General features: G+C 65.2%; 21 protein-coding genes. 17 read left to right on the top strand and 4 right to left on the bottom strand.

All coding sequences use genetic code 11. The features are described from left to right. The 16 genes from BLX41_RS12270 to BLX41_RS12195 form a co-directional block, all read left to right on the top strand. Positions 1-721, top strand: a 721-nt coding sequence (locus tag BLX41_RS12270) for an LpxL/LpxP family acyltransferase (protein WP_259744757.1), incomplete at its 5' end; no start/stop codon positions are given. Then, on the top strand, positions 702-2,246 hold the full coding sequence (locus BLX41_RS12265; RefSeq protein ID WP_123725088.1) for an HAL/PAL/TAL family ammonia-lyase: 1,545 nt from the start codon (positions 702-704) through the stop codon (positions 2,244-2,246). The genes BLX41_RS12270 and BLX41_RS12265, both read left to right, overlap by 20 nt. Next, on the top strand, positions 2,239-2,664 hold the full coding sequence (locus tag BLX41_RS12260; protein WP_123725087.1) for an acyl-CoA thioesterase: 426 nt from the start codon (positions 2,239-2,241) through the stop codon (positions 2,662-2,664). Before BLX41_RS12265 ends, BLX41_RS12260 begins: the two co-directional genes overlap by 8 nt. Continuing rightward, positions 2,661-3,341, top strand: coding sequence for an outer membrane lipoprotein carrier protein LolA (locus BLX41_RS12255; RefSeq protein WP_123725086.1), 681 nt, complete (start codon positions 2,661-2,663; stop codon positions 3,339-3,341). Before BLX41_RS12260 ends, BLX41_RS12255 begins: the two co-directional genes overlap by 4 nt. Beyond that, a complete protein-coding gene (locus BLX41_RS12250) occupies positions 3,325-5,667 on the top strand; it encodes an MMPL family transporter (RefSeq protein ID WP_123725085.1) in 2,343 nt (780 codons plus the stop codon). Before BLX41_RS12255 ends, BLX41_RS12250 begins: the two co-directional genes overlap by 17 nt. Next, positions 5,661-6,851, top strand: coding sequence for a cation:proton antiporter (locus tag BLX41_RS12245; RefSeq protein WP_123725084.1), 1,191 nt, complete (start codon positions 5,661-5,663; stop codon positions 6,849-6,851). Before BLX41_RS12250 ends, BLX41_RS12245 begins: the two co-directional genes overlap by 7 nt. After that, entirely contained in the window at positions 6,838-8,085 is a 1,248-nt protein-coding gene (locus BLX41_RS12240; protein WP_123725083.1) for an NAD(P)/FAD-dependent oxidoreductase, read from the top strand. The genes BLX41_RS12245 and BLX41_RS12240 overlap by 14 nt, the downstream gene beginning before the upstream one ends. After that, positions 8,082-8,843 carry a class I SAM-dependent methyltransferase gene (locus BLX41_RS12235; protein ID WP_123725082.1) on the top strand — a complete coding sequence of 254 codons (762 nt, stop codon included), beginning with the start codon at positions 8,082-8,084 and terminating at the stop codon, positions 8,841-8,843. Before BLX41_RS12240 ends, BLX41_RS12235 begins: the two co-directional genes overlap by 4 nt. Beyond that, positions 8,840-9,325 carry a hypothetical protein gene (locus BLX41_RS12230; RefSeq protein WP_123725081.1) on the top strand — a complete coding sequence of 162 codons (486 nt, stop codon included), beginning with the start codon at positions 8,840-8,842 and terminating at the stop codon, positions 9,323-9,325. The genes BLX41_RS12235 and BLX41_RS12230 overlap by 4 nt, the downstream gene beginning before the upstream one ends. Continuing rightward, the gene (locus BLX41_RS12225; protein WP_123725080.1) at positions 9,322-10,518 is read left to right on the top strand and encodes a beta-ketoacyl-[acyl-carrier-protein] synthase family protein; all 1,197 of its coding nucleotides are present in this window, start codon (positions 9,322-9,324) and stop codon (positions 10,516-10,518) included. The genes BLX41_RS12230 and BLX41_RS12225 overlap by 4 nt, the downstream gene beginning before the upstream one ends. Continuing rightward, the gene (locus BLX41_RS12220) at positions 10,515-10,988 is read left to right on the top strand and encodes a hotdog family protein (protein ID WP_123725079.1); all 474 of its coding nucleotides are present in this window, start codon (positions 10,515-10,517) and stop codon (positions 10,986-10,988) included. Before BLX41_RS12225 ends, BLX41_RS12220 begins: the two co-directional genes overlap by 4 nt. Further along, positions 10,985-11,713, top strand: a complete 729-nt coding sequence (gene fabG / locus BLX41_RS12215; protein WP_123725078.1) for a 3-oxoacyl-ACP reductase FabG — start codon at positions 10,985-10,987, stop codon at positions 11,711-11,713. The genes BLX41_RS12220 and fabG overlap by 4 nt, the downstream gene beginning before the upstream one ends. Continuing rightward, positions 11,713-12,939: a beta-ketoacyl-ACP synthase gene (locus BLX41_RS12210; protein WP_123725077.1), complete on the top strand. Its 1,227-nt coding sequence runs from the start codon at positions 11,713-11,715 to the stop codon at positions 12,937-12,939. The genes fabG and BLX41_RS12210 overlap by 1 nt, the downstream gene beginning before the upstream one ends. Positions 12,940-12,964: 25 nt before the next feature. Continuing rightward, positions 12,965-13,414 (top strand): hypothetical protein, encoded by a 450-nt coding sequence (locus BLX41_RS12205; RefSeq protein WP_102882076.1) that lies wholly within the window; start codon positions 12,965-12,967, stop codon positions 13,412-13,414. 62 nt (positions 13,415-13,476) lie between these two features. Continuing rightward, the gene (locus tag BLX41_RS12200; protein ID WP_123725076.1) at positions 13,477-13,923 is read left to right on the top strand and encodes an excinuclease; all 447 of its coding nucleotides are present in this window, start codon (positions 13,477-13,479) and stop codon (positions 13,921-13,923) included. Between the two features lie 192 nt (positions 13,924-14,115). Then, positions 14,116-14,607, top strand: coding sequence for an excinuclease (locus tag BLX41_RS12195; protein ID WP_123725075.1), 492 nt, complete (start codon positions 14,116-14,118; stop codon positions 14,605-14,607). Here the strand turns inward: BLX41_RS12195 and BLX41_RS12190 are convergent. Beyond that, entirely contained in the window at positions 14,575-15,474 is a 900-nt protein-coding gene (locus BLX41_RS12190; protein WP_123725103.1) for a LysR family transcriptional regulator, read from the bottom strand. The two genes, BLX41_RS12195 and BLX41_RS12190, sit on opposite strands and share 33 nt — an antisense overlap. A gap of 169 nt (positions 15,475-15,643) precedes the next feature. On the opposite strand from BLX41_RS12190, the gene BLX41_RS12185 reads away from it, so the two are divergent. Beyond that, positions 15,644-16,855: an MFS transporter gene (locus tag BLX41_RS12185; protein WP_404942764.1), complete on the top strand. Its 1,212-nt coding sequence runs from the start codon at positions 15,644-15,646 to the stop codon at positions 16,853-16,855. Positions 16,856-17,211: 356 nt separating this feature from the next. Here BLX41_RS12185 and hemE read toward each other — a convergent pair whose 3' ends face one another. From hemE to gltB, 3 genes are all read right to left on the bottom strand, one after another. Further along, a complete protein-coding gene (gene hemE, locus BLX41_RS12175; RefSeq protein WP_123725073.1) occupies positions 17,212-18,279 on the bottom strand; it encodes a uroporphyrinogen decarboxylase in 1,068 nt (355 codons plus the stop codon). Positions 18,280-18,490: 211 nt separating this feature from the next. Continuing rightward, complete coding sequence (locus BLX41_RS12170; protein WP_123725072.1) at positions 18,491-19,909, bottom strand: FAD-dependent oxidoreductase; 1,419 nt, start codon at positions 19,907-19,909, stop codon at positions 18,491-18,493. 124 nt (positions 19,910-20,033) lie between these two features. Beyond that, positions 20,034-24,026: glutamate synthase large subunit (gltB, locus tag BLX41_RS12165; protein ID WP_259744754.1), on the bottom strand; the 3,993-nt coding region annotated here is incomplete at its 5' end.

Below are 24,026 nucleotides of genomic sequence, written 5' to 3'. Positions count from 1 at the left end.
CCCCCCCAGCCACTGGCGGGTGTTCGGCCAGTTCATGGCCTTTGCCGACGCCCTGCTGGACAAGCTCGATGTGTGGAACGGCAAGCTGCGCATCGAACAGATCGAAATCGTCGACCCGGCGCAGTTGCGTCATCAGCTGCGTGGTGAACGCGGACAGATGCTGGTGGGCGCGCACCTGGGCAACCTGGAAGTGTGCCGGGCCCTGGCCGAGCTGGGTGAGCAGGTGACCATGAACGTGCTGGTGCACACCAAGCACGCCGAACGCTTCAACCGCCTGCTGGGCGAGGCCGGGGCCAGCAACCTGCGGCTGATCCAGGTCAGCGAGCTGGACCCGGCGATCATGCTGCAACTGAGCCAGCGCCTGGATCGCGGCGAATGGCTGGCGATTGCCGGCGACCGCGTACCGCTGCACGGCGGGCGCAACGTGCGGGTGGATTTCCTCGGCCATCAGGCGGCCTTCCCCCAGGGTCCCTGGCTGCTGGCCGGGCTGCTCAAGTGCCCGGTCAACCTGCTGCTGTGCCTGAAACAGCAGGGCCGCTACCAGGTGATCCTCGAGCCCTTCGCCGAGGCCGTGCAGTGGAAGCGCAATGACCGCCAGCAGGTGATCGCCCAGTGGACCGCCCGCTACGCCGAGCGCCTGGGCCAGTACTGTCTGCAGGCCCCGCAACAATGGTTCAACTTTTACCCATTCTGGAAGACCGATGACGACCTCGACCCATGAGCCGGTAACCTTCGGCGAACACCCCCTGCGCATCGAAGACGTGCTGGCCCTGGCCAACCGTCAGGTACCGACGCGCCTGCAAGCCGACGCCACATGGCGCCAGCGGATCGCCAAGGGTGCGCAGTTCCTCGACTCCCTGTTGGACAAGGAAGGGGTGATCTATGGCGTGACCACCGGCTACGGCGACTCCTGCGTGGTGGCCGTGCCGCTGCAGCACGTCGAGGCGCTGCCGCGCCATCTGTACACCTTCCATGGCTGCGGCCTGGGCAAGCTGCTGGACGCCCAAGCCACCCGCGCTGTATTGGCCGCACGCCTGCAGTCGCTGTGCCACGGCGTCTCCGGGGTGCGCGTGGAACTGCTGGAGCGCCTGCAGGCCTTCCTCGACCAGGACATCCTGCCGCTGATCCCGGAAGAGGGCTCGGTGGGCGCCAGCGGCGACCTGACGCCGCTGTCCTATGTGGCGGCCACCCTGTCCGGCGAACGCGAGGTGTTGTTCCGCGGCGAACGCCGTGAGTCCGCCGAGGTGCACCGCCAGCTGGGCTGGGAGCCCTTGGTGCTGCGGCCCAAGGAAGCCCTGGCGCTGATGAACGGCACCGCGGTAATGACCGGGCTGGCCTGCCTGGCCTTTGCCCGGGCCGATTACCTGCTGCGCCTGGCCACCCGTATCACCGCCCTCAACGTAGTGGCCCTGCAAGGCAACCCGGAACACTTCGACGAGCGCCTGTTCGCCGCCAAGCCGCACCCGGGGCAGATGCAAGTGGCTGCATGGTTGCGCCAGGATCTGGCGATCGACGCGCCGACCGCGCCCCTGCACCGCCTGCAGGACCGTTACTCCCTGCGCTGCGCGCCCCATGTTCTCGGCGTGCTGGCCGACAGCCTGAACTGGCTGCGGGGTTTTATCGAAACCGAACTCAACAGCGCCAACGACAATCCGATCATCGACGCCGAGGCCGAGCGCGTGCTGCACGGCGGGCACTTCTACGGCGGGCATATCGCCTTTGCCATGGACAGCCTGAAGAACCTGGTGGCCAACGTCGCCGACCTGCTGGACCGGCAGTTGGCGCTGCTGGTGGACGTGCGCTACAACCACGGCCTGCCGAGCAACCTGTCCGGCGCCAGCGCCGAACGCGCCATGCTCAACCACGGCTTCAAGGCGGTGCAGATCGGCGCCAGTGCCTGGACCGCCGAAGCCCTGAAAAACACCATGCCGGCCAGCGTGTTCTCGCGTTCCACCGAGTGCCACAACCAGGACAAGGTCAGCATGGGCACCATCGCCGCCCGCGACGCCATCCGCGTACTGGAGCTCACCGAGCAGGTGGCTGCCGCCACCTTGCTGGCGGCCAACCAGGGGGTCTGGCTGCGCAGCCAGGAAGCCGATGCCCGGCCTTTGCCACCAGCCCTGGATGCCATGCACCGGCAACTGGCCGAGGACTTCGCACCGGTGATCGAAGACCGCGCCCTGGAGCACGAACTGCGCCTGTGCCTGCAACGTATCGCCGAACAACACTGGAGGCTGCATGCGTAGCAAGGGAGTGATCCACGCCGACACCCAGATCCAGGTGCCGTTCTTCGACGTCGACACCATGCACGTCGTCTGGCACGGGCATTACGTCAAGTACCTGGAAGTCGCCCGCTGCGCCTTGCTGGACAAGCTCGGCCACAACTACAACCAGATGCTCGAATCCGGCTACGCCTGGCCGGTGATCGATCTGCAATTGCGCTACGTGCGCGGCGCAGTGTTTGGCCAGACCCTGAACGTGCGCGCCAGCCTGGTGGAGTGGGAGAACCGGCTGAAGATCAACTACCTGATCACCGACCTGGCCAGTGGCGAGCGCCTGACCCGCGCCAGCTCGGTGCAGGTGGCCGTGGAGATCGCCAGCCGGGAAATGCAGCTGGCCTCGCCCAAGGTCTTCACCGACGCTGTCGCGAAGGCCCTGCCATGAAGGTAGGAGCGAGCTTGCTCGCGAGGATTGTTGGTCTGTCTGCCCAGTGCACGGCGCTGAGCACTGTGGTGCGGCGGTTCGCGAGCAAGCTCGCGCCTACGCTCTTGGTGCTGTGGTGTGTGTCGGGGCTGGCCCAGGCCTTCGATCTGCAACAGTTGAGCGACCAGCTGTCGCGGCCGGAGGTGATCCACGGCCGCTTCATCCAGGAAAAATACCTGCGGGCCCTGCCCCAGCCATTGACCAGCAAGGGTCACTTCGTCCTGGCGAAAAACCATGGCCTGCTGTGGCTGCTGCAGACCCCGCTGCAGCAGGACTACCGCATCACCGCCGCCGGCATTGCCCGGCGCGATGCCGACGGCTGGCAGATGCTTCCGGGCAAGAGTGCCGGTGCCGAACAGAACCGCCTGTTCCTCGCCGTGCTGCAAGGCGACAGCAGTGGCCTGCAGCGCGACTTCGAACTCAAGCTGCAAGGCAGCGCGCAGAACTGGCAGTTGCAACTGATCCCCCGCTCCCTGCTGCTCAAACAGATCTTCAACCAGATCAACATCGACGGCGGCGAGCTGGTGCAACGCATCGAACTGCTGGAAGCCCAGGGCGACCGTACCTTGCTGCTCATGCAGGACAGCAGCAGTGCCCCCCCCTTGAGCGAAGCGGAGCAACATGACTTTGCCGAGTGAACGCTGGCTGCCGCGGTCCTTCCTGATCCTGCTGGCCCTGGTGCTGGCCCTGGGCGCCTGGCAATGGCGCCACGGCGCGCCCCTGTCCGCCAACCTGATGGAGCTGGTACCCGGCACCGCCCCGGACGCCCTGGAGCTGCAGGCCGAACAGCGCATGCAGGAACCACTGAACCGGGAAATCCTGGTGCTGGTGGGACAGGCCGAGCGCCAGCAAGCGGTGGACATGGCCCGGCAACTGGCCGAGCAATGGCAGGCCAGCGGGCTGTTCGAGAAGGTCCAGTGGAACCTGCAAGCCGACCTGCCGGCCTTGCGCAAGCAACTGCTGCAAGGACGCCTGGCCATGCTCTCGGCCCATGACCGCGAGCAGTTGATCAGCCAGCCCCAGGCGTTCATCGAGCAGCGCGTGCAAAGCCTCTTCGACCCCTTTGCCGGCTTCTCCCTGGTGCCGAGCCAGGATGACTGGCTGGGCCTGACCGGACGCATTCAGAACAGCCAGCCGCAACACGGCGCGGTGCAATTGGACATCGGCAGCGGTGCCCTGGTGGCCGAGGCCGATGGCAAACATTGGGTCCTGCTGCGGGCCCGCACCCGCGGCAATGCCTTCGACATGCAGTTGCCCTTGCAAGTGGCCGAGCTGCTAGGCCACAGCCGCGAACAGGCGAGCCAGAGCGGTGTACAACTACTGGCCGCCAGCGGCTTGCTGTATGCCGCCAACGGCCAGCAGCAGGCCAGCCGGGAAATCACCTGGGTCGGCGGGGGCGCCACCCTGGGCATCCTCTTGCTGCTGCTCCTGGCCTTCCGCCGCTGGCGCGCCTTGCTGGCCTTCGTCCCGGTGCTGGTGGGCATGCTGTTCGGCGCCGTGGCCTGCGTCGCGCTGTTCGGGCGCATGCACGTCATGACTCTGGTACTGGGCTCGAGCCTGATCGGCGTGGCCGTCGACTACCCCCTGCATTACCTGTCCAAGAGCTGGAGCCTGAAACCCTGGCGCAGCTGGCCGGCCCTGCGCCTGACCCTGCCGGGGCTGAGCCTGAGCCTGATCACCAGTTGCATCGGCTACCTGGCCCTGGCCTGGACCCCGTTCCCGGCCCTGACCCAGATCGCCGTATTCTCCGCCGCCGGCCTGCTGGGGGCCTACCTGTCGGCGGTGTGCCTGCTGCCGGCACTGCTCAAGGGCGTCGAGCTGCGTCCGGCGCAATGGCCGCTGCGGGTCGCCGAGGCCCTGCTCCGGGTGCGTGCCGCGCTGCTCAAACGCGTGCCGAGCCCGGCGTTGCTGGCGCTGTTGGCGCTGTTCTGCGCCGCTGGTTTATGGCAGCTCGAGAGCAAGAACGACATCCGCCAATGGGTCGGTGCACCACCGCAACTGATGCAAGAAGCCCAGGCCATTGCCCGGATCACTGGCTATCAACCCACCAGCCAGTTCTTCCTGGTGCGCGCGGCCAACCAGCAGCAATTGCTGGAGCGCCTGGGGGCGCTGGACCTGCGCCTGCAACAACTGGAGAACCTGGGCAAGCTCAAGGGCTACCTGTCCCTGGACCAACTGGTGAGCCAACCCGCAGAGCAGCAGCAAGTGCGCGAGGCCCTCAAGCAACTGCCGGGCGTCTGGCAGCCACTGCTGGCGCTGGGGGTGCCACTGCCGGCCCTGCAAGCGGAGCTGAAACAGCTGCAAGACCTGCCCCTGGCCGACATCGATACCGCGCTCACCGGCCCCCTGGCCGAGCCTTATCGGCCGCTGTGGCTGGGCCACAACGCCAGCGGCGTGGCGGCCATGGTCAGCCTGCAAGGTCTGAACGACGCCGCCCTGCTGCGGGTCCAGGCCGATGACCTGCCGGGGGTGCAACTGGTGGATCGCCTGGGCGAGCTGAACCGGGTGTTCGCCGCAACCCAGGTCAGCGCCGCCGAACTCAAGCTGGCGTCCTGCGTGCTGATCGTACTGCTGCTGATCCTGCCCTTCGGTTTCGGGGGGGCCCTGCGCCTGGTGGCGCTGCCGCTGCTGGCAGCCTTGTGCAGCCTGGCCAGCCTCGGCTGGCTGGGCCAGCCGTTGACCCTGTTCAGCCTGTTCGGCCTGCTGCTGGTGACCGCCATCAGCGTCGACTACGCGATCCTCATGCGCGAGCAGATCGGCGGCGCCGCCGTGAGCCTGCTGGGCACCTTGCTGGCGGCCCTGACCACCTGGCTGTCGTTCGGTCTGCTGGCGGTGTCCAGCACCCCGGCGGTGAGCAATTTCGGGCTGGCGGTGAGTCTGGGGCTGGCCTTCAGCTTTATCCTCGCGCCCTGGGCCGGCCACACGCCGCATCCGGCGCCGGCCGCGGAGCACCCGCCATGCTGATCCTGCTGTTCTGGCTGCTGGCCCTGGCCCTGTTCGCCCTGGCCACCCACGTGGGGCGCCACCTGGGCCTGATTCCGATTGTCAGCCAGCTGCTGCTGGCGACCTTCGGCCTGCCGTTGCTGATGCTGCTATGGATCGAACCCCACTGGCAGCTGGGCGGCGCGCAGCTGGTATCGCCGCAATGGCTCAAGTCCCTCTACGGCCTGAGTTTCGCCCTGCTGCTGGGGCACATCCTCAGTGACGTGATCGACCTGCGCCTGGACCGTCAGAGCCTGAAGATCGCCGTGCCGAGCTTCTGCATTCCCTTTGCCTGTGGCCTGGCCACAGCCTTCTGGCTGCTGCCGGCGCAACCCTGGATCAGTTCCCTGGCGGTGGGCCTGCTGTTCGCCATTACCGCGATCCCGGTGCTCTACCTGTACCTGCGGCACATCCAGTACCCGCCCGCCGCCACCCGGCGCCTGGTACAGACCGCGATCCTCATCGACCTGACCTGCTGGAGCCTGTTCGCCCTGGCCCAGGGCAGCCTGCAGATAAGCAGCCTGCTGCTGCCCCTGGCGGGCGCCTGTCTGCCCCTGGTGCTGCGGGTCCTTGGCCTGCGCCAACCCCTGCTGCACAGCCTGGGCTTCTTCGGTCTGCTGATGGTGGCCGAGCACTACAAGCTCAATGCGCTGATCTTCGGCATCGGCTACCTGTTGTGCATGGCCGCCCTCAAGCTACCGCTGGTGCTGCCGTTAAAGGCTGCCTGGATGAACCGCTTGCAGACCTTTGTCGCCATCCCGCTGATCCTGACTTTCGGCATCGTGCAGATCAACGTGCACAGCGCCATGGACAGCCTGGGCTGGGTGCAACTGGCGGCGCTGCTGTTGCTGCCGATTGCCAGCAAGCTGCTGGGCAACTGGCTGGGCCTGAGCTGGGCCGGCGCCTCCTTCGAGGGTGCCAGCCGCTGGCGCGAAAGCCTGCTGCTGAACATTCGCGGCCTGAGCGAGATCGTCTTTCTCAACCTGCTGCTGCAACAACAGTTGATCAGCCCGGCGCTGTACTTCGCGCTGATGCTCATGGGCCTGATCGCCACCCTGCTACCGGCCCTGGCCGGGCTGCACAGAACTCCCCCGGCCGCGCTGAACGTGGCCCCCTTGAACCTGAACATCGCCGAACCGGCAAGGAGCCCCAGTGCCAACAGTTGAAATGGAACGTCGCCAGGTCGTGGTGATCGGTGCCGGCCCCTCGGGGGCCATCGCGGCCGCGCTGCTCAAGCGCCAGGGCCACGACGTGCTGATCGTCGAGCGGCAACATTTCCCGCGTTTCTCCATCGGTGAAAGCCTGCTGTCCCACTGCCTGGATTTCGTCGAGGAAGCCGGCATGCTGGAGGCGGTGCAAGCCGCCGGTTTCCAACTCAAGAACGGCGCAGCCTTCGCCTGGGGCGAGCACTACAGCACCTTCGATTTTGGTGACACCTTCAGCAATGGCAAGCCCACCACCTTCCAGGTGCAGCGGGCCGATTTCGACAAACTGCTGGCCGATCAGGCCGCCCTGCAAGGGGTCGAGATCCGCTACGGCGAAGAGATTGTCGCGGTGGATGTGGAGCGGCCGTTGCCGCAGCTCGACTGCCGCCGTGAAGACGGCAGCCAATACCGCATCGAAGCCGACTTCATCCTCGACGCCAGCGGCTACGGCCGGGTCCTGCCACGCCTGCTGGAACTGGAAGCACCGTCGAACTTCCCGGTGCGCCGGGCGGTGTTCACCCATGTCGAGGACCGCATCGACTGCGAGCACTTCGACCGCAACAAGATCCTTATCACCACCCACCCGGAACACCGCGACATCTGGTTCTGGAGCATCCCCTTCAGCAACGGTCGCTGCTCGGTGGGCGTGGTGGCCGCCGACGAACACTTCGCCGGGCGCGATGGCGACCTGGACGCCTGCCTGCGCGGTTTCATCAGCGAAACCCCGAGCCTGGCCAAGGTCCTGGAAAACGCCGAGTGGGACACCCCGGCGCGGACCATCGGCGGCTACTCGGCCAACGTCACCACCCTGCACGGCCCGGGCTTCGCCCTGCTGGGCAATGCCGCGGAGTTCCTCGATCCGGTGTTCTCCTCCGGGGTGACCATTGCCATGCGTTCATCGAGCATGGCGGCCGCGGTGCTGCACCGTCAGCTGCAAGGCCAGAGCGTCGATTGGCACAGCGAGTTCGCTGAACCGCTCAAGCGCGGCGTCGACACCTTCCGCTGCTACGTCGAAGGCTGGTATGCCGGCACGTTCCAGGACGTGATCTACCACCCCGGCAGCTCGCCGGAAATCCGCCGCATGATCAGTTCGATCCTCGCCGGTTACGCCTGGGATGAACGCAACCCCTTCGTCAGCGAGCCCAAGCGCCGGCTCAAGGCCCTGTCGGAAGTCTGCGCGAGGGACGTGGCATGAGCGAGCAATCCAGCCAGTACCTGAGCGACAGCTACGTCGAGGAAACCCGCTTCGGCTTCTGGTTCCTGCGCAGCCACACCTGGCAGCACCATGTGCTGCGGGTGGCGATCAATGACCTGCGCTCGCTGTTCGACGGCGAGCTGCCGGCCCACCCGGTGCTGCTGGATGCCGGCTGCGGCCAGGGCAAGTCGTTCCAGTACCTGCGCCAGGTATTCGCCCCGCAGCGCCTGATCGGCCTCGACGCCGATCCCCACAGCCTCAAGCTCAGCGCCGAGGAAGCCCGGCGCCAGCAATTGCAGGTGGAGCTGATCGGCAGCGACTGCGCGACCCTGGAGCTGGCGGACGCCAGCGTCGACCTGTTGTTCTGCCACCAGACCTTCCATCACCTGGTGGAGCAGGAAAAGGCCCTGGCCGAGTTCTATCGCGTGCTCAAGCCCGGAGGCTACCTGCTGTTCGCCGAATCCACCGAGGCCTACATCGACACCTGGGTAATCCGCTGGCTGTTCCGCCATCCGATGCATGTACAGAAAAGCGCCGCCGAGTATCTAGAGATGATTCGTCGGCAGGGCTTTGAGTTCGGCCCGCAGAATGTGTCTTATCCTTACCTGTGGTGGAGCCGCGCCAAAGACTTCGGCCTGTTGGAGCGCCTGGGCCTGCGCCAGCCGCCGCCGGTGGGTGAGCGCGAGGAAACCCTGGTCAATGTGGTGGCCCGCAAGCCCCTGAATCCCCCTGTCGTCGAGGAAGGCCTGCCCGCATGATCCGCGTTCTGCTGCTCGGTTGTGTCCTGTTGCTGAGCGCTTGCGTCAGTCAGGCTCCGCTGCCCGAGCGCACGCCTTCCCTGATGTTGCCGTTGCAGTTGCATGTGCAGCGCCAGGCAGATGGCCAACGCCAGGACTGGCTGCTGGTGATCCAGGCCGAAGGCCCGGACCTGCGCTGGTCGCTGATGGACCCTTTGGGCATTCCCCAGGCCCGTCAGCGCCTGGTGCACGGCCAGTGGCAGGCCGACGGCCTGCTGCCCCCCAACCCGGAGGCCCGGGAGCTGTTCGCGGCCCTGCTGTTCGCCCTCACACCCGAGGCGGAACTGGCCGCCAACTACCCGGGCGCCCACCAGCAAGGCGCCCAACGTACCCTCGGCCCACGCTGGCGGATTGACTATCAACAACTTCTGGATTTCGAGTTGAACCTGCCTCAAGGCCCGCACTACCACATCACTGCACTGAGCACCGAGGCCACGCCATGACGGCCTACCTCAATGCCCTCGGGGTGATCTGCGCCCTGGGCCGCAATCGCCAGGAAGTCGCCCGCAGCCTGTTTGCCGGCGACTGTTCAGGCATGCGCGAGGAAAGCCACTGGGTGCCCGAGCGCACCTTGCCGGTGGCGGCGGTGCGCGGTCCACTGGCCTGCATGCCCAGTGGCTTCCAAGCGCAAAACAGCCGCAACAACCAATTGCTGCTGGAGGCCACCCTGCAGATCGAGGACGACATCCGGCAGGCGATCCAACGCTACGGCCGTGGCCGCATCGGGATCGTCCTGGGCACCAGCACCTCGGGCATCGACGAGGCCAGTCGCGGCATTGCCCGCTATCTGCAGGACCGGCAATTTCCCGCCGACTACGACTACCGTCAGCAGGAGCTCAGCGCCCCGGCGAACTTTCTCGCCGACTGGCTGCAACTCTGCGGCCCGGCGTATGTGATTTCCACCGCCTGCACCTCCAGCGCCCGAGCCCTGATCAGCGCCCGGCGCCTGCTGGACCTGGGCCTGTGCGACGCGGTGCTGTGCGGCGGGGTCGACAGCCTGTGCAAGCTCACCCTGAACGGTTTCACCGCCCTGGAGGCGGTGTCCGCTCAGCGTTGCAATCCGTTTTCCCGCCACCGCGACGGCATCAATATCGGTGAAGCAGCGGTGCTGTTCCTGATGAGCAAGGAACCGGGCCGTGACTCGCCCATTGCCCTGCTGGGCGGCGGTGCCAGTTCCGACGCCTACCATATTTCCGCCCCGGCCCCCGACGGTCGAGGGGCCTTGCAGGCCATGAGCCTGGCCTTGCGCAGTGCCGGCTTGCAGCCACAACAGATCGACTACCTGAACCTGCACGGCACCGCCACCCAGCACAACGACGCCATGGAAAGCCTGGCGGTGGCGCAGCTGTTCCCCGAAGGCGTGCCCTGCTCATCGACCAAGCCCATGAGCGGCCACACCCTGGGGGCCGCCGGGGCCCTGGAAGCGGCGTTCTGCTGGCTGGCCCTGAGTGCCGACAACCCCGGCCAGGCGCTGCCGCCCCATGTCTGGGATGCCCAGGCCGACCCGGCCTTGCCGCCGTTGCGCTGGGTCACCTCCGCCGACCGCCTGGCACTGCATCCATCACGCTACCTGATGAGCAACTCCTTCGCCTTCGGCGGCAACAACGTCAGCCTGATAATCGGAGACGCCCCATGATTGACTGGCCGCTCGCCGAGTTGCTGCCCCATGCCGGGGACATGATCCTCATCGATCAGGTCCTGGCCTTTGATGAAGAACAGATCCGCACCCGCCTCGAAATCCGCCCTGGAGGCCTGTTCAACCGCCCCGACGGCAGCCTGCCGGCCTGGGTCGGCATCGAACTGATGGCTCAGAGCGTGGCCGCCTACGCCGGCTGCCGCGCCCGCCAGCAGGGCTTGCCGGTGGAGCTGGGCTTTCTTCTGGGCACCCGTAAATTCGAATGCAATGTCGAACACTTTCCCGTTGGTAGCACCCTGGAAATCCATGCCCTGCGCTCCCTTGAGGACGACAACGGCATGGGTGTGTTCGAATGCCACCTCAATGGCCCCGGCATTACCGCCAGCGCGCGCCTGAACGTATTCCGTCCCCCTCAGGCTGCCGACTATCTGCATGAAACACCTGCCTCTTCTACAGGAACTCCGTCATGACTGACTCCGTACTGGTCACCGGCTCCAGCCGTGGCATCGGCCGTGCCATCGCCCTGCGTCTGGCCCAGGCCGGTTATGACCTGGTGCTGCATTGCCGCAGCGGCCGCACCGAAGCCGAAGCCGTCAAGGGCGAAGTCGAGGCCTTGGGCCGCAGCGCCCGCATCCTGCAATTCGACGTCTCTGACCGAGCGGCCTGCAAGGCCGCACTGGAAGCCGACGTTGAGACTCATGGTGCCTATTACGGTGTCGTGCTCAATGCCGGGCTGACCCGCGACGGCGCCTTTCCGGCCCTCAGCGAAGAGGACTGGGACCAGGTGCTGCGCACCAACCTCGACGGTTTCTACAACGTCCTGCACCCGGTGATGATGCCGATGATCCGCCGCCGCGCCGCGGGGCGCATTGTCTGCATCACCTCGGTCTCGGGGCTGATCGGCAACCGTGGCCAGGTCAACTACAGCGCTTCCAAGGCCGGGTTGATCGGCGCCGCCAAGGCCCTGGCCATCGAGCTGGGCAAGCGCAAGATCACCGTCAACTGCGTGGCCCCGGGGCTGATCGACACCGCCATGCTCGACGAGAACGTGCCGGTGGACGAACTGATGAAGATGATCCCCGCCCAGCGCATGGGCACCCCGGAAGAAGTGGCCGGCGCGGTGAACTTCCTGATGTCCGCCGAGGCCGCCTACATCACCCGCCAGGTGCTGGCGGTGAACGGGGGCCTGTGCTGATGAAACGCGTGGTTGTCACCGGCATGGCCGGCATCACCTCCCTGGGCAGCGACTGGGCCAGCATCGCCGAGCGCTTCGGCGCCAACCGCAGCGGCATCCGGCGCATGGACGAGTGGGACAGGTTCAGCGAGCTCAATACCCGCCTGGCCGGCCCCATCGATGACTTCCAGGTGCCCGGCCACTGGACCCGCAAGCAACTGCGCAGCATGGGCCGGGTTTCGCGGCTCGCCGTGGGCGCCGCCGAGCAGGCCCTGGCCGACGCCGGGCTGCTGGGCGACCCGTCGATCAAGGACGGGCGCATGGGCGTGGCCTGTGGTTCGTCCACCGGCAGCACCGACGAGATCAAGGCCTTCGGCAACATGCTGCTGAACTCGGTGGCCGAGGGGCTCAACGCCAACTCCTACGTGCGCATGATGCCCCACACCACCGCGGCCAATATCAGCATCTTCTTCGGCCTCACCGGACGCCTGATTCCCACCTCCAGCGCCTGCACCAGTGGCAGCCAGGGTATCGGCTACGCCTATGAAGCGATCAAGTTCGGGCGCCTGCCACTGATGCTTGCCGGCGGCGCCGAAGAGCTGTGTCCCACCGAGGCCATGGTGTTCGACGCGCTCTATGCCACCAGCCTGAAAAACGATGCACCGCACACCAGCCCGCGCCCCTACGACACCGATCGCGATGGCCTGGTGATCGGCGAAGGCGGCGGCATGCTGGTGCTCGAAGAGCTGGAACACGCCCTGGCCCGCGGCGCGCGCATTCACGCGGAAATCGTCGGTTTCGGCAGCAACGCCGACGGCCAGCACACCACGCGCCCCGAGCAGAGCACCATGCGCCGGGCCATGGAGCTGGCGCTGGAGGATGCGGCCCTGTTCCCGGCGGCCATCGGCTACGTCAACGGCCATGGCACTGCCACCGAACAGGGCGACATTGCCGAGACCCAGGCCACCAGCAGTCTGTTCGGCAATCGCATGCCCATCAGTTCGCAGAAGAGCTTCCTTGGCCACACCCTGGGTGCCTGCGGCGCGCTGGAATCCTGGTTCAGCATCGAGATGCTCAACCGCGATCTGTACGTGCACACCTGCAACCTGGACCAGGTCGACCCCCGCTGCGGCGAGCTGGACTACCTGCAGGGCGGCTTCCGGGCCATGAGCCACGAATACGTGATGAACAACAACTTTGCCTTTGGCGGCGTCAACACCTCGTTGATCTTCCGCCGCTGGTCCTAATGCCTCACCTCACTGGAGAAATGGAATGTCCTCCCTGTTTCGCGCCACCCTCATCGTCCTCGCCCTGCTGAGCGTCACCGCCTGCACCAGCAAGCGCATGTACACCCCCAACCGAGTGATCCCGGCCACCATCCAGGCCGACCAGGAGCAGGTCAAGCAGGCGATCCTGAAGAACCTGGTGGCCCGCAAGTGGACCGTGCAGCGCATCAGCCCGGAGCTGATCCAGGCCGAGATCACCGTGCGTGAACAGTTCCACGCCGAGATCGATATCCAGTACTCCGCCAGCTACTACAAGATCGTCTACCGCGACAGCCGCGACCTGGATTACAAGGACGGCAAGATCCACAAGAACTACATCCGCTGGGTGCGCCTGCTGGACAAGGGCATCCTGCGCGAGCTGCGGGACAACCAGAACGAACGGACCGCGCAACAGCTGTCCGACGCGGCGGCCAAGAGCTTCCCGGCCGCGCAATGAGCCTCTCCCTGTGACCCCGGTCACAGGGCTGCTTCACCCCCTTTGATGTCATGGAGAATGCGATGCGTTTGAAGACACTGGCGGCCACCGCCACCCTGCTGCTGTGCACCCTGCCCAGTATTAGCCAGGCCCGCGATACCACCCTGTATCTGCCCTTCGACAAGGTGGTGGCCGAGGCCATCAGCACCGGCAAGATCGACGGCAGCGTGAAGTTCTACCTGGCCGGCAACAAGCCGGCCGGCAAGGTCAGCGTGCTGAGCCCCGGCGCCGTGACCAACAAGAAGACCAATGCCTTCGGCAAGGCCGACCAGGTGGCCTGCGAATGGGCCTTGCAGTCGGCGCTGATCACCCTGCATGAAGCGGCGAAGAAAGTCGGCGCCAACGCCGTGACCGACATCGCCAGCTTCTACAAGAGCCGTGAGCGCAAGGACGCCACCACCTATGAGTGCCATGCCGGCGCCATCATGGCTGGCGTCGCGCTGCGCGGGGATCTGTCCAAGGTCCAGTGACCTGCGACTGACAACGCAAAGGGCGCCTGGGGCGCCCTTTGCGTTTCCGGGTTTTTTCCGGAAGCACGCCAATCGCCGTCTACACTCGCAACAGCAGGCCGGGTCATCGCCGCCTGCGGGAGCCAAGTGGCGCGATCGGGCATTGGCCGGCGTGACAGTGGCTCCTCTTTCACGTCCGTCAAGGAGCCGACCATGCAAGTGAAAGCGCTGATTGCCCTGGCCCTGCTAGCGGTCCTGAGCCCCACCAGCCAGGCCACCAACCTGATGTACATGCCCTTCGAGAAAGTCGTGGCCGACGCCGAGCGCGCCGGGCGCCTGGACGGCAGCGTGAGCTTCCATCTGGCCGGCAACCCGCTGCCGCCGGTGCTCCAGGTACGGCTCACCGAAGTCACCACCAACAAGAAGACCAACGCTTTCAACAAGAGCGATATCGCCGCCTGCGAATGGGCCCTACAGTCGGCGCTGATCACCCTGCAAGCCGCAGCCAAGCGGGTCGGCGCCAACGCGGTGACCAACATCGTCAGCTACTACAAGCACCACGTGCGCAAGGACCTCAACACCTACGAATGCCACGCCGGGGTGCTGATGGCCGGAGTGGCCCTGCGCGGCGATCTGGTGTTCCTGCAGACTCCGGTACGCCCCAACAGTCCCTCAGGGCGTGGCCCCGGTCTTGCGCGTCAGTAGCTCGACAAAGGCCTTGGCCATGGGCGAGCACTGGTCCTTGCGCTGTACCAGCCACACCGCCGACATGGCCTCCGGGTCCAGCAGCCGACGATAGACCACGCCATCGATGCGCATGCGCTGGTAGGACGCCGGTAGCACCGACACCCCGAGCCCCGCCGCCACCAGGCCGATAATGGTCATGGCTTCCGCCGCCTCCTGGGCGAAATGCGGGGTGAAACCGGCATCCCGGGACAGGCTCAGCAACTGGGCATACAGGCCGCTGCCATAGCTGCGGGGGAAGAATACAAAAGGCTCCTGGGCCAGCGCGGCCAGGTGCAGGCCCTCTTCGCTGCCACTGGCCAGCGGATGCTTGGAACTGAGCACCGCCACCAGCGGCTCGCGCAGCAGCTCCACCACCGACAGAGAGTCCGGCAAGGGCAAGGGCCGCATGATGCCCACCTGGATCGTCTGGTCCACCAAGGCTTCGGCCACCTGGGTGCTGCTCATTTCCTTGAGCTTGAGATGCACGGCAGCAAAGCGCTGGCGAAAGGCAAAGATCGCCTGGGGAATGGTCGAGTTGAACGGCGCCGACGAGGTGAAGCCGATCTTCAGCTCCCCCAGCTCGCCCAACTGCGCACGCCGCGCCACATCCGCCGCCTTGTCCACCTGGGCCAGCACCAGGCGCGCTTCTTCGAGGAACAGGCGCCCGGCCTCGCTGAGCTCGACCCGACGATTGGTTCGCTCGAACAGCCGGGCGCCCACCTCCTGCTCCAGGGCCTGGATCTGCTGGCTCAGAGGCGGCTGGGAGATACCCAGAACCTGGGCCGCACGGCCGAAGTGCAGCTCTTCGGCGACGGCGATGAAGTAGCGCAAGTGACGCAATTCCATGGGCAATTCCATTGAGTCGTTAAAGCTATCAAACAGGTCGAACAATATATTGGAAATGATCATTAGCCAGCTATATGCTTTTTTCCATTGCCTGACCGGCTGCGTTCCCCCCGAGGTCCCCGTGAAAACCGCTGTTGCCCCCCTTGCCCACACCCTTCCCTCTACGCCCCTGGACGAAGTGGTCGCCGACCTCAACGAGGTCTACATCGAGAAAGGCACGCCGATGTTCATGCGCACGGTGCTGGCGCTGTTCTCCGGGGGCTTTGCCACCTTCGCCCTGCTGTATTGCGTGCAACCGATGATGCCGTTGCTGTCCCGGGAGTTTTCCATCAATGCGGCGCAAAGCAGCCTGATCCTCTCGGTGTCGACGGGCATGCTGGCCATCGGTCTGCTGATCACCGGGCCCATTTCCGATCGCATCGGCCGCAAGCCGGTGATGGTGGCGGCATTGCTCGCCGCCGCCCTGTGCACCATCGCCAGCGCACTGATGCCCAGCTGGCAGGGAGTGCTGCTGATGCGGGCGCTGGTGGGGCTGTCCCTGAGCGGGCTGGCGGCGGTGGCCATGACCTACCTCAGCGAAGAGATTCACCCCCAGCACATCGGCCTGGCCATGGGCCTGTACATCGGCGGCAATGCCATCGGTGGCATGAGCGGACGACTGATCACCGGCGTGCTGATCGACTTCGTCAGCTGGCACACGGCGATGCTGGTGATCGGCGGCCTGGCATTGATCGCCGCCGCGGTGTTCTGGCGCATCCTTCCCGAGTCGCGCAACTTCCGCCCCCGCTCGCTGCACCCACGCAGCCTGCTGGACGGCTTTGCCATGCACTTTCGCGATGCCGGCCTGCCCTGGCTGTTCCTCGAAGGTTTCCTGCTGATGGGGGCCTTCGTCACCCTGTTCAACTACATCGGCTACCGTCTGCTGGCCGAGCCCTATCACCTGAGCCAGGCCTGGGTCGGGATGCTGTCGGTGGTGTACCTGTCGGGGATCTACAGCTCGGCGAAGATCGGTGCCCTGGCGGATCAACTGGGCCGGCGCCGGGTGCTGTGGGGCACCATCGTACTGATGCTGGCGGGGATCGCCCTGACCCTGCTGACGCCGCTGTCCCTGGTGCTGATTGGCATGCTGCTGTTCACCTTCGGCTTCTTTGGTGCCCACTCGGTGGCCAGCAGCTGGATCGGCCGCCGGGCCACCAAGGCCAAGGGCCAGGCCTCATCGCTGTACCTGTTCAGCTACTACGCAGGTTCAAGCATTGCCGGCACCGCTGGCGGGGTGTTCTGGCACCTGGCGGGCTGGAACGGCATCGGCCTGTTTATCGGCGCCTTGCTGGTGGGGGCACTGCTGATTGCCATGAAACTGGCCAAACTACCGCCTTTGTAACGCCTGGTCAGCGAAGGCGACCGCCAGGCAAGTGCAAGTCTCGAAGGCCTATTCGCCGGCAAGCCGGCTCCTACACGGATCGGGTCTGTGCCGGCGGGCCCCTGTAGGAGCTGGCTTGCCAGCGAAGGCATCTGCCAGGCAGGTGCAAGTCTCGAGGGCCTATTCGCCGGCAAGCCGGCTCCTACACGGATCGGGTCTGTGCCGGAGGGCCCCTGTAGGAGCTGGCTTGCCAGCGAAGGCGGCCGCCAGGCAGGCGCAAGTCTCGAGAGCCCATTCGCCAGCAAGCTGGCTCCTACAGAAAGTGTCCGCCAATGAAAACGCCCGGCAGATGCCGGGCGTTTTTTGTGGGGTGGCGCTTATGCGTGGTATGACGCCGACAACTCGTGAACCGCCTCCAGGAAGGCTCCGGCGTGCTCCGGTTTCACTTCCGGGGTGATGCCATGGCCCAGGTTGAACACGTGGCCGCTGCCGGTGCCGTAGCTGGCGAGGATGCGCGCGACTTCGCTGCGGATCGCCTGCGGATTGGCGTAGAGCACGGTGGGGTCCATGTTGCCTTGCAGGGAAACCTTGCTGCCGACACGACGACGGGCCTCGCCGATGTCGCAGGTCCAGTCCAGGCCCAGGGCATCGGCGCCGGCGTCAGCGATGCTCTCCAGCCACAGACCGCCGCCCTTGGTGAACAGGATCACCGGAACCTTGCGCCCGTCGTGCTCGCGGATCAGGCCGCTGACGATCTTGCGCATGTAGGCCAGGGAAAACTCCTGATAGGCCGCCGCCGAGAGGCTGCCACCCCAGCTGTCGAAAATCTGCACCGCCTGCGCACCGGCCAGAATCTGCCCGTTGAGGTAGGAGGTTACCGACTGGGCCAGCTTGTCCAGCAGCAGGTGCATGGCTTGCGGATTGTCATAGAGCATGGCCTTGGACTTGCGGAAGTCTTTCGACGAACCGCCTTCGACCATGTAAGTGGCCAGGGTCCAGGGGCTGCCGGCAAAACCGATCAACGGCACCCGGCCATTGAGTTCGCGACGAATGGTGCTGACCGCATCCATCACATAGCCCAGGTCCTTTTGCGGATCGGGGATCGGCAGGGCTTCGATGTCGGCCAGGGTGCTGACCACCTTCTTGAAGCGCGGACCTTCACCGGTTTCAAAGTACAGGCCTTGGCCCATGGCATCGGGGATGGTCAGGATGTCGGAGAAGAGGATGGCCGCATCCAGCTGTGGATAGCGGTCCAGAGGCTGCAGCGTGACTTCGCAAGCGAACTCCGGGTTCATGCACAGGCTCATGAAGTCACCGGCGTTGGCGCGGCTGGCACGGTATTCAGGCAAGTAGCGCCCAGCCTGACGCATCATCCACACCGGGGTGACGTCTACGGGTTGCTTGAGCAGGGCACGAAGGAAACGGTCGTTCTTCAGGGCAGTCATGTCGGCATCCGGAAAAAAAGTGGGGGCATTTTCTCAGAGCGCGACACAAAAGGCACGGCGAGAGCCGTTTCTTTATGTCTATGGGGTCAATTTGTCACGGGGACGGGCACAGATCCCGTAGGAGCCCGCTTGCTGGCGAAGCGATCAATGCGGTGCATCAACAGCACCGCGTTATCGTTGCTCGCCGGCCAGCCGGCTCCTACAGCAGCGATCAGACGCCCAGGTAGTCGAGGATGCCTTCGGCGGCGTTACGCCCTTCGAAGATCGCCGTCACCACGAGATCAGAACCGCGCACCATGTCGCCACCGGCAAAGATTTTCGGGTTGCTGGTCTGGTGCTTGAACTTGCCCTGTTCCGGGGCCACGACGCGGCCCTGGCTGTCGGTCTGGATGCTGAACTGCTCGAACCACGGCGCCGGGCTTGGGCGGAAACCGAAGGCGATGACCACGGCGTCGGCCGGGATGATCTCTTCGGAGCCCGGGATCGGCTCGGGGCTGCGGCGGCCACGGGCGTCCGGCTCGCCGAGACGGGTCTCGACCACCTTCACGCCTTCGACCTTGTCTTCACCGACAATCGCGATCGGCTGGCGGTTGTAGAGGAACTTCACGCCTTCTTCCTTGGCGTTCTTCACCTCTTTGCGCGAGCCGGGCATGTTGGCTTCGTCACGACGGTACGCACAGGTCACCGACTTGGCGCCCTGGCGGATCGAGGTGCGGTTGCAGTCCATCGCGGTGTCGCCACCGCCCAGTACCACCACCTTCTTGCCTTTCATGTCAACGAAGTCTTCCGGCGACTTTTCAAAGCCCAGGTTGCGGTTGACGTTGGCGATCAGGAAATCCAGAGCGTCATACACGCCCGGCAGGTCCTCACCGGCAAAGCCGCCCTTCATGTAGGTGTAGGTGCCCATGCCCATGAACACCGCATCGTATTCGGCGAGCAGTTGCTCCATGGTCACGTCCTTGCCCACCTCGGTGTTCAGGCGGAACTCGATGCCCATGCCGCTGAAGACTTCGCGACGATTGCTCAGCACGGTCTTTTCCAGCTTGAACTCGGGGATACCGAAGGTCAGCAGACCGCCGATTTCCGGGTTCTTGTCGAACACCACCGGGGTCACGCCGCCACGCACCAGCACGTCGGCACAGCCCAGGCCTGCCGGGCCCGCACCGATGATCGCCACGCGCTTGCCGGTGGGCTTGACCTTGGACATGTCCGGACGCCAGCCCATGGCGAAGGCGGTGTCGGTGATGTACTTCTCCACCGAGCCGATGGTCACCGCACCAAAGCCGTCGTTGAGGGTGCAGGCACCCTCGCACAGACGATCCTGCGGGCAGACCCGGCCGCAGACTTCCGGCAGGGTGTTGGTCTGGTGCGACAGCTCGGCGGCGGCGAGGATGTTGCCCTCGGCCACCAGCTTGAGCCAGTTGGGAATGAAGTTGTGCACCGGGCACTTCCATTCGCAGTACGGGTTACCGCAACCCAGGCAGCGGTGGGCCTGGTCGGCCGACTGCTGGGGTTTGAAGGGTTCGTAGATCTCCACGAACTCTTTCTTGCGTTGACGCAACAGTTTCTTCTTCGGGTCTTTACGCCCGACCTCGATGAACTGGAAGTCGTTATTGAGACGTTCGGCCATGTTCAGGAACCTCTTTACGACAGCCTCAAGCGACGAGCTTCAAGCTGCAAGACAATCACATTAAGTCGGCACACCGCGCACGAGCTTCAAGCTTGCCGCTTGAGGCTCGTAGCCTGCAGCTGCGTTACTGCGGATTCGCGCGAGTACTGGAGAGCAGAGACTTCAAGCTCGCCGCCTTGGGCTTGACCAGCCAGAAGCGACGCAAGTAGTCGTCGAGGTTCTCAGCGAGGTTACGACCCCATTCGCTGTCGGTTTCCTCGACATACTCGTTCAGCACGCGCTGCAGGTGGCTGCGATAGGCTTCCATCGCTTCGCCGCTGATCCGCTGGATTTCCACCAGTTCGTGGTTGACCCGGTCAACGAAGGTGTTGTCCTGGTCGAGCACGTAGGCGAAACCGCCGGTCATGCCTGAGCCGAAGTTGTAACCGGTCTTGCCCAGGACGCAGACGAAACCACCGGTCATGTACTCGCAGCAGTGATCGCCAGTGCCTTCCACCACCGTGTGGGCACCGGAGTTACGCACGGCAAAACGCTCGCCCGCGGTGCCGGCGGCGAACAGCTTGCCGCCGGTGGCGCCGTACAGGCAGGTGTTGCCGATAATGGCGCTGTCCTGAGTCTTGTAGACGCTGCCCTTGGGCGGAACGATGACCAGCTTGCCGCCGGTCATGCCCTTGCCCACGTAGTCGTTGGCATCGCCTTCCAGGTAGAGGTTCAGGCCGCCGGCGTTCCACACGCCGAAGCTCTGCCCCGCAGTGCCCTTGAAGCGGAACGTGATTGGCGCCTGGGCCATGCCCTGGTTGCCGTGGAGCTTGGCGATTTCACCGGAGATCCGCGCACCGATGGAACGGTCGCAGTTGCAGATATCCAGGGCGAAGTCGGCACCGCTCTTGTCGTTGATCGCCGAGCGGGCCATCTCGACCATTTTCTCGGCCAGCAGGCCCTTGTCGAACGGCGGGTTGCGGTCCACCTGGCAGAACTGCGGCTTGTCTGCCGGGATGTGGTCGCTGCCCAGCAACGGGGTCAGGTCCAGGTGGTGCTGCTTGGCGGTCTGGCCTTCGAGGATTTCCAGCAGATCGGTACGACCGATCAGTTCTTCCAGGGAGCGCACGCCCAGCTTGGCCAGCCACTCACGGGTTTCCTCGGCGACGTAGGTGAAGAAGTTCACCACCATGTCGACGGTGCCAATGTAGTGATCCTTGCGCAGCTTCTCGTTCTGGGTCGCCACGCCGGTGGCGCAGTTGTTCAGGTGGCAGATGCGCAGGTATTTGCAGCCCAGGGCGATCATCGGCGCGGTGCCGAAGCCGAAGCTCTCGGCGCCGAGGATGGCGGCCTTGATCACGTCGAGGCCGGTTTTCAGGCCGCCGTCGGTCTGTACCCGGACCTTGCCGCGCAGGTCGTTGCCGCGCAGGGTCTGGTGGGTTTCCGCCAGGCCCAGTTCCCACGGTGCACCGGCGTACTTGATCGAGGTCAGCGGCGAAGCGCCAGTGCCGCCGTCGTAGCCGGAGATGGTGATCAGGTCGGCATAGGCCTTGGCCACACCGGCAGCGATGGTGCCGACGCCGGCTTCCGCCACCAGTTTCACCGACACCAGCGCCTGAGGGTTGACCTGCTTGAGGTCGAAGATCAGCTGCGACAAGTCTTCGATCGAATAGATGTCGTGGTGCGGCGGAGGCGAAATCAGGGTCACGCCGGGGACTGCGTAGCGCAGCTTGGCGATCAGGCCGTTGACCTTGCCACCAGGCAGCTGGCCGCCCTCGCCGGGCTTGGCGCCCTGGGCCACCTTGATCTGCAGCACTTCGGCGTTGACCAGGTACTCCGGGGTCACGCCGAAACGGCCAGTGGCCACTTGCTTGATCTTCGAGCTCTTGATGGTGCCGTAGCGCGCCGGGTCTTCGCCGCCTTCACCGGAGTTGGAACGCGCGCCAAGGCGGTTCATGGCTTCGGCCAGGGCTTCGTGAGCCTCCGGCGACAGGGCGCCGAGAGAGATACCGGCAGAGTCGAAGCGCTTGAGGATCGATTCCAGGGGCTCGACTTCGCTGATGTCCATCGGCGTCTCCAGGGTCTTCACCTGGAACAGGTCGCGGATCATCGACACCGGACGGTTGTCCACCAGCGCGGTGTATTCCTTGAACTTGGCGTAGTCGCCCTGCTGCACGGCGGCTTGCAGGGTGTTGACCACGTCCGGGTTGTAGGCGTGGTATTCGCCGCCGTGGACGAACTTCAGCAGGCCGCCTTGCTGGATCGGCTTGCGCGGGCTCCAGGCTTCGGTCGCCAGGGCTTTCTGCTCGGCTTCGATGTCGACGAAACGTGCGCCCTTGATCCGGCTCGGCACGCCACGGAAGCTCAGGTTGCAAACTTCCTCGGACAGGCCGATGGCTTCGAACAGCTGCGCGCCACGGTAAGAGGCGATGGTGGAGATGCCCATCTTCGACAGGATCTTCAACAGGCCCTTGGTGATGCCCTTGCGGTAGTTCTTGAACACCTCGTAGAGGTCGCCCAGCACTTCACCGGTACGGATCAGGTCGCCCAGCACTTCGTAGGCCAGGAACGGATAGACCGCCGAGGCGCCGAAACCGATCAGCACCGCAAAGTGGTGCGGGTCGCGGGCGGTGGCGGTTTCCACGAGGATGTTGGAGTCGCAGCGCAGGCCTTTTTCGGTCAGGCGGTGGTGCACTGCGCCGGTGGCCAGGGAGGCGTGGATCGGCAGCTTGCCCGGCGCGATATGACGGTCGCTGAGGACGATCTGGGTGCGGCCGGCGCGAGCGGCCTCTTCAGCCTGGTCGGCGACGTTGCGGATCGCCGCTTCCAGACCGACGCTCTCGTCGTAGTTGAGGTCGATGACCTGGCGCTCGAAGCCCGGGCGATCGAGGTTCATCAGCGAACGCCACTTGGCCGGGGAGATCACTGGCGAGCTGAGGATCACTCGCGAAGCGTGCTCGGGCGACTCCTGGAAGATGTTGCGCTCGGCACCGAGGCAGATCTCCAGGGACATGACGATGGCTTCGCGCAGCGGGTCGATCGGCGGGTTGGTGACCTGGGCGAACTGCTGGCGGAAATAGTCGTAAGGGGTACGCACACGCTGGGACAGCACCGCCATCGGCGTGTCGTCGCCCATGGAGCCCACCGCTTCGTAGCCCTGCTCGCCCAGCGGACGCAGTACCTGGTCACGCTCTTCGAAGGTGACCTGGTACATCTTCATGTACTGCTTGAGCTGGTCGACGTCGTAGAAGGCCGAGCCGTGGTCGTTGTCTTCCATGGTGGCCTGGATGCGCAGAGCGTTCTTGCGCAGCCATTGCTTGTATGGATGACGGGACTTCAAGCGGTTGTCGATGGCGTCGGTGTCGAGGATCTGCCCGGTTTCGGTGTCCACGGCAAAGATCTGGCCCGGGCCGACCCGGCCCTTGGCGATCACGTCCTCGGGCTGGTAGTTCCACACGCCGATTTCCGAAGCCAGGGTAATGAAGCCGTTCTGGGTGGTGACCCAGCGCGCCGGACGCAGGCCGTTGCGGTCCAGCAGGCAGACGGCGTAACGGCCGTCGGTCATGACCACGCCCGCTGGGCCGTCCCACGGCTCCATGTGCATCGAGTTGTATTCGTAGAACGCGCGCAGGTCGGCGTCCATGGTCTCGACGTTCTGCCACGCTGGCGGAATGATCATGCGCACGCCGCGGAACAGGTCGATGCCGCCGGTGACCATCAGCTCCAGCATGTTGTCCATGCTCGAGGAGTCGGAACCCACGCGGTTGACCAGCGGGCCGAGCTCTTCCAGGTCCGGAATCAGGTCGTTGGCGAACTTGGTGCGCCGGGCCACGGCCCAGTTGCGGTTGCCAGTGATGGTGTTGATCTCGCCGTTGTGGGCGAGGAAGCGGAATGGCTGGGCCAGCGGCCATTTCGGCAGGGTGTTGGTGGAGAAGCGCTGGTGGAACACGCAGATCGCGGTTTGCAGGCGCGGATCGCCCAGATCCGGATAGAAGGCGGCGAGGTCCGCCGGCATCATCAGGCCCTTATAGATGATGGTCTTGTGGGAAAAGCTGCAGATGTAGTGGTCGGTATCGGCGGCGTTGGCCACCGAAGAGCGCCGACGGGAGCTGAACAGCTTGATGGCGAAGTCCTGGTC

The sequence above is a fragment of the Pseudomonas protegens genome (assembly GCF_003732485.1).
Lineage (GTDB): Bacteria > Pseudomonadota > Gammaproteobacteria > Pseudomonadales > Pseudomonadaceae > Aquipseudomonas > Aquipseudomonas protegens_B.
This window is presented reverse-complemented; position numbering and strand designations above follow the sequence as displayed.

Bases quoted from the DNA above. Each gene is read 5' to 3' on its own strand.
- BLX41_RS12195 (WP_123725075.1), top strand. From the start codon at position 14,116: ATGCAAGTGAAAGCGCTGATTGCCCTGGCCCTGCTAGCGGTCCTGAGC.
- BLX41_RS12205 (WP_102882076.1), top strand. From the start codon at position 12,965: ATGTCCTCCCTGTTTCGCGCCACCCTCATCGTCCTCGCCCTGCTGAGC.
- BLX41_RS12200 (WP_123725076.1), top strand. From the start codon at position 13,477: ATGCGTTTGAAGACACTGGCGGCCACCGCCACCCTGCTGCTGTGCACC.
- BLX41_RS12170 (WP_123725072.1), bottom strand. From the start codon at position 19,909: ATGGCCGAACGTCTCAATAACGACTTCCAGTTCATCGAGGTCGGGCGT.
- BLX41_RS12245 (WP_123725084.1), top strand. From the start codon at position 5,661: ATGCTGATCCTGCTGTTCTGGCTGCTGGCCCTGGCCCTGTTCGCCCTG.
- BLX41_RS12220 (WP_123725079.1), top strand. From the start codon at position 10,515: ATGATTGACTGGCCGCTCGCCGAGTTGCTGCCCCATGCCGGGGACATG.
- hemE (WP_123725073.1), bottom strand. From the start codon at position 18,279: ATGACTGCCCTGAAGAACGACCGTTTCCTTCGTGCCCTGCTCAAGCAA.
- BLX41_RS12225 (WP_123725080.1), top strand. From the start codon at position 9,322: ATGACGGCCTACCTCAATGCCCTCGGGGTGATCTGCGCCCTGGGCCGC.
- fabG (WP_123725078.1), top strand. From the start codon at position 10,985: ATGACTGACTCCGTACTGGTCACCGGCTCCAGCCGTGGCATCGGCCGT.
- BLX41_RS12230 (WP_123725081.1), top strand. From the start codon at position 8,840: ATGATCCGCGTTCTGCTGCTCGGTTGTGTCCTGTTGCTGAGCGCTTGC.
- BLX41_RS12250 (WP_123725085.1), top strand. From the start codon at position 3,325: ATGACTTTGCCGAGTGAACGCTGGCTGCCGCGGTCCTTCCTGATCCTG.
- BLX41_RS12190 (WP_123725103.1), bottom strand. From the start codon at position 15,474: ATGGAATTGCGTCACTTGCGCTACTTCATCGCCGTCGCCGAAGAGCTG.
- BLX41_RS12235 (WP_123725082.1), top strand. From the start codon at position 8,082: ATGAGCGAGCAATCCAGCCAGTACCTGAGCGACAGCTACGTCGAGGAA.
- BLX41_RS12260 (WP_123725087.1), top strand. From the start codon at position 2,239: ATGCGTAGCAAGGGAGTGATCCACGCCGACACCCAGATCCAGGTGCCG.
- BLX41_RS12265 (WP_123725088.1), top strand. From the start codon at position 702: ATGACGACCTCGACCCATGAGCCGGTAACCTTCGGCGAACACCCCCTG.
- BLX41_RS12255 (WP_123725086.1), top strand. From the start codon at position 2,661: ATGAAGGTAGGAGCGAGCTTGCTCGCGAGGATTGTTGGTCTGTCTGCC.
- BLX41_RS12210 (WP_123725077.1), top strand. From the start codon at position 11,713: ATGAAACGCGTGGTTGTCACCGGCATGGCCGGCATCACCTCCCTGGGC.